The 5,281-nt window shown below is 63.4% G+C and carries 3 protein-coding genes; all 3 read left to right on the top strand.

The genetic code is table 11. The features are described from left to right. A partial coding sequence (locus tag ACLL97_RS12795; protein ID WP_411280860.1) for a WD40/YVTN/BNR-like repeat-containing protein occupies positions 1–2,967 on the top strand: 2,967 nt, incomplete at its 5' end. 205 nt (positions 2,968–3,172) lie between these two features. Continuing rightward, positions 3,173–4,183, top strand: coding sequence for an alpha/beta hydrolase (locus ACLL97_RS12800; RefSeq protein WP_411280861.1), 1,011 nt, complete (start codon positions 3,173–3,175; stop codon positions 4,181–4,183). Positions 4,184–4,298: 115 nt separating this feature from the next. After that, a partial coding sequence (locus ACLL97_RS12805) for a TolB family protein (RefSeq protein ID WP_411280862.1) occupies positions 4,299–5,281 on the top strand: 983 nt, incomplete at its 3' end.

Here is a 5,281-nt window from a genome sequence, read left to right on the forward strand (position 1 = left end):
GCGCCGAGCGATCCGAATGTGGTGTGGTTTGGAACGGGCGAGACGTTTCTGCGCAGTAATGTGAGCATTGGTGACGGTATCTATCGCTCAACCGATGCCGGCGCGCATTGGAAGCGCATGGGGTTGGAGAACACCGGGCGGATTGGTCGGGTGATTATCCACCCCACCAACACCGACGTCGTGTACGCGGCTGCCCAAGGCCATGGGTACGGTCCGCAAACGGACCGCGGATTGTGGCGCACCACTGACGGCGGTGCGTCGTGGAAGAAGGTGCTGTATGTCAACGACAGCACGGGCATTATTGATGTGGCGATGGATCCGACGAATCCGCGCATTTTGTTTGCCGCCAGTTGGCAGCAGTATATCGTGCCGTGGGACAAGAACTCCGGTGGAACAGGCAGCGGGATCTGGATGTCGCGTGATGCGGGCGATACGTGGGTGCGACTGGACGGAGGCGCAAGCGGGGAAGGGTGGGGCAAGGGGCTGCCCAAGACCGGCACCATGGGAAAGATCGGCCTGGGCGTGGCGCGAAGCGATCCGCAGCGAGTGTATGCGCTGATCGAGATGAAGGAGCCGGCGTTCTATCGCTCCGACAACGGGGGCCGTACGTGGCGCGCGGTGAACAAGGACCACGACCTGCTGGAGCGGCCGCAGTACTACACCCGGTTCGGCATCAATCCGGTTGATGCGAACAACGTGTTTTTTGTTGGTGTGCGATTTGTGGGAACCACGGACGGTGGCTTGACGCTCATGTCGCCGTCGCCGCGGGCGGGTGGCGACCTGCATGACATCTGGTGGGATAGGGCCGATGCCGACCGGTATGTGGTGGGCGACGACGGCGGCGTGGGCATCACCATCGATGGCGGTAAGTCCTTTACGCGCATCGCGCTGCCCAATGCGCAGATGTACCACGTGGCGACCGACACCAAGATTCCGTACAACCTGTATGGCAATCGACAGGACGGGTATTCGTACGGTGGCCCAAGCAACTCGCGCGGCAATCGTACGCTCGGGGTGTGGAGCGCCGTGGGCGGCTGCGAAAGCGGATGGGCGATTCCTGATACCATTGATGGTCGTACGGTGTGGAGCGGATGCTACGATGCCGGCCTCGAGCGCTTTGACTTGCAGACGCGCATGGCGCGCGCTGTTGAGCCGTGGCCGGAGGCGGGATACGGCGTGCCGCCGAAAGATCTCAAGTACCGCTTTCAGTGGACGTTTCCGATCCACCTGTCACCACACGATCACAATACCGTGTACGTGGGCTCTCAATTCGTGCACAAGAGCACAAACGGGGGACAGAGTTGGACCTTGATCTCTCCCGATCTGTCATCCAACGACCGTACCAAGCAGCAGTCGTCTGGTGGATTCGTGATCGACAACCTGTTTGTTGAAAACGTGACGGTGGTGTTTGCGATCGCCGAGTCGCCGTTGCAAAAGAACCTGATCTGGGCGGGGACGATGGACGGGTTGGTGCACGTGACCCGAGACGGCGGTGCCAGCTGGACCAATCTCACGGCCAACATTCCCGGTCTGCCCAAGTGGAGCACGATCGCCAACATCGAACCCAGCAAATACGATGCGGCAACGGCGTATATGGCGGTGGATGCGCACCTGATCAACGATCGCGATCCGTACCTCTACAGGACTACAGACTATGGCCGCACGTGGACACGCCTGAGCAGCGATATCCCGAAGAGCGTATTCAGCTATGTGCACGTCGTGCGCGAAGACCCGGTGCGCCGCGGCATGTTATACGCGGGCACGGAGAACGCGCTGTACGTGTCGCTGGATGACGGCGCACACTGGGTAGAGATCAACGGAGCGCTGCCGCATGCCCCCGTGAGCTGGCTGCAGATTCAGGGCCACTTCCACGATCTGGTGGTGTCCACGTACGGGCGCGGATTCTGGATTGCCGACGATATTTCGTACTTGCGCACCATGGCCGATTCGCTGGCGAACAAGCCGGTGGCGTTGCTGCCGCTGCGCAATGCGTATCGTTTCCGGAAGGTGGCCACGCCCATTGGGGCGACGAATTCGCTGGTGAACGGCGACGACCCGCCGCTGGCCGCGACCATCAACTACACCATCCGTGACCTGGCCAAGGATTCCACGGCCAAAGATTCGGTGAAGTTCCGCGTGTACGACGTATCGGGCGAGTTGATCCGGAAGTTTTCCGCCGCGCCGGCGAAACGCGGCCTGAATCGGGCGCTCTGGGATCTCCGCCATGAAGGGCCACGCAAGGCCAAGCTGCGCACGGCGCCGCCGGGCACTACGACGGTGAAAGTGCTGGACTCACGCCCGCTCGTGGCCTGGGACCTTGATCTGGTGGGTGGTCAGGTCGGGCCGTTAGTGGCCCCGGGCAGCTACACGGTGGCGATGATATACGGCGCGGACACGGTGCGGCAGTCGGTGCGTGTGCTCCGCGATCCCAACAGCGAAGGAACGGACGCCGACATCACGGCGCAGGTGGCGCTGGCGTTGCGCATTCGCGATGCGCTCAACGAAAATGTGGCGCTCATCGATGAAGCGGAGTGGACGCGCCGCGGACTGGAGCAGCTGAAATTCATGCTGCGAGAAAAGATCAAAGATGCCAAGGAATACGGCGCGTCGCCCGGGCGCGATCCGAAAACCGCCGACGCCGAAGCGTTCCTCAAGGGCATCGATAGCGTGGCGAAGAAGGTGATCGCCATTGAGTCCAAGTTGTACGATGTGGCGCTCACCGGGGCGCGCGAAGACGCGTTTCGCACCCCCAATCAGCTGTACGAAAAGCTGGCGTCCGTTGGCAGTGACGTGGCGGCCTCCAGCGCCGACTTCCGTCCGACGGATCAGCAGGTGGAAGTGTATGGCCTGCTGCGCGCGCAGTTGGACACGCTCAAGGTGCAGTTCAAGGCACTGGTGGACAACGACCTCACGGCGTTTGCGGCGCGAGCGGCGAAGCTCGGCCTGACGCCGGTGATCTTTTTCTGACGCGCGGTGAGCGGTTGTGTGACGAACCACCTCGGTCAGTCTGACGGGGTGGTCACATCCCCGCGAAGCGCTGTACCTGGCCGCGCGGCCGCGGCGCGACTCGGAACATGCCTCCGCGCACGGCGCTATGCGCCCGGGCGATTCACCACAACGGCATGATGACGATTCGCGTGGTGAATTAGCGCCACCACGCTAGAATATTCACATGCGCCGATCTCTCGGGTTCCTCCGGCGGCTCCTGCTGCTCGTGCTCGGCGCTCCTGCGCCGGCCACCGCCCAGGGTCGCATTCTCGTCGACACGATTCGCTCCAAGGCCATTGCCGGCAACAGCATCGGTGATACGCCCGATCGCGAAGTGTTCGTGTACACGCCACCCAGCTACGACCGCACGCCGAACCGGCGCTTTCCGGTGTTGTACCTGCTGCATGGCTTCACGTCGCATCCGCGCGAGTGGCTCGATGGCAGCTATCAGGGGCTCGACCTGCAGCAGACGATGGACAGTTTGTGGCGGGTCGATGCGGGTGAGTTTCTGGTGGTGATGCCGAGTGCCGACAACGCCATGGGCGGCGGCTTCTACGTGAACTCGGCGGCTTTCGGCAAATGGGAAGACTTTGCGGCCGATGAGTTGGTGCGCTTCATCGACGCTCGCTATCGCACGCGTCCCGAACGCGTCTCGCGTGGGCTGGCCGGACAATCGATGGGCGGCTTCGGCGCGTTGTACCTCGCGCAGAGGCACGGCGATGTGTTCGGCTCGGTGTACGCGATGAGTCCGTGTTGCACCGCACTGGTCGGCGAGTTGGCACCGTCCAGTGACGTGTGGCGCTACGTTCGCGACACCACGGTGGTGCCGACGCCCGCCATGGCCGGCCGTGTGCGAATTGCCCGTGCCATGACGGCGGCGTTCGGCGCGCCGTACGACCAGCCGGGTGCCTGGTCGCGGTTCCTGCCCGTCGATTTGCTGGCGAAGGATGCCACGGGTATGCGGCGCAGTTGCGCCGTCGTGATCGAGTACGGTCTCGACGACGCGATCGCCAGTGTGCCGTTGGGATCGCGCGCGTTTGCCGACGGACTGGCCCGCGCGAACATTCCCTATCGGCTTGACGTATTTGCCGGCGACCACACCAATCGCACGCGACAACGCTTCGAGCAGCGCGTGTTGCCGTTCTTTGCGCAGCAATTCTCAGGTGCCGCACCGGGCGGGAACTGCGCGTCATGAATTGCGCGGTATCTTTTCTCTGACGTCCACTCTTGCCGGAGTACCCCGCGTGCTGCCTTCCCCGTCCCAAGGCCTGTCTCAGTCTCGGCCTCATCGCGCCACCGTTCGTTTCCTGTTGGCATTCATCGCCGCGACTGCTTCGACTACCCAACCGGTCGGCGCACAGGACGGGCCGGCAGCCGGCGCCGATTCACTACCGCTGAAAACGGCGCGCACCCACACCTTCACGACCACCAAGGGCAGTTGGCTGTCCCTCGATGTGTCGCCGGACGGCTCGCAGATCGTCTTCGATCTGTTGGGTGATCTGTATACCATGCCGATCGCCGGCGGCCGCGCCACGCGCCTGACCAGCGGCATGGCCTTCGACGCGCAGCCGCGCTTCTCCCCCGACGGCCGGAAAGTCGTGTTCATCTCCGACCGCTCCGGTGGCGAGAACGTCTGGATTCAGTCGCTCAACGGCAAGGACACCACGCAGGTCACGAAGGGCAACAACAACATGTACGTGTCGCCGGAGTGGACACCGGATGGCGCGTACGTGGTGAGTTCGCGCAGCAGCGGGCTGGGCGGCGCGGCGAAACTCTGGATGTACAACGTGAATGGCGGCAACGGCCTGCCGCTCACCACCGAGCCCACGCTGCCGGCCACTCAGAAGCTGCTTGGGGCGGCCTTCGGCAAGGACCCACGTTACATGTGGTTTGCCGCTCGCACCGGTGACTGGCAGTACAACAGCATCGGCGCGCAGTTCCAGCTGTATGTGTGGGACAAGGAAACGGGACGCGTGTCGCAGATGTCCACGCGCTTCGGGTCGGGCTTCCGCCCCACGCTGTCGCCTGATGGCCGGTATCTCGTATACGGCACGCGCTTCGAAACGAAGACGGGACTGCGCCTTCGCAATCTCGAGACGCAGCAGGAAGACTGGCTGGCGTTCCCCGTGCAGCGCGACGACACCGAGTCGCGCGCGCCGATGGACGCGTATCCGGGCTTCAGCTTCATGCCCGATTCGAAGTCGGTCGTGGTGTCGTACGGCGGCGAGATCTGGCGCGTGCCGGTAAACAAGTCGGCCGCCATCAAGATCCCCTTCGACGCCGAAGTGAAGCT

Origin of the sequence: Gemmatimonas sp., from assembly GCF_046594945.1 — a bacterium.
In the GTDB taxonomy this organism is placed as follows: domain Bacteria; phylum Gemmatimonadota; class Gemmatimonadetes; order Gemmatimonadales; family Gemmatimonadaceae; genus Gemmatimonas.

What these genes read in the sequence shown, in the direction of transcription:
- ACLL97_RS12800 (WP_411280861.1), top strand. Translation starts at nt 3,173, where the DNA reads ATGCGCCGATCTCTCGGGTTCCTCCGGCGGCTCCTGCTGCTCGTGCTC.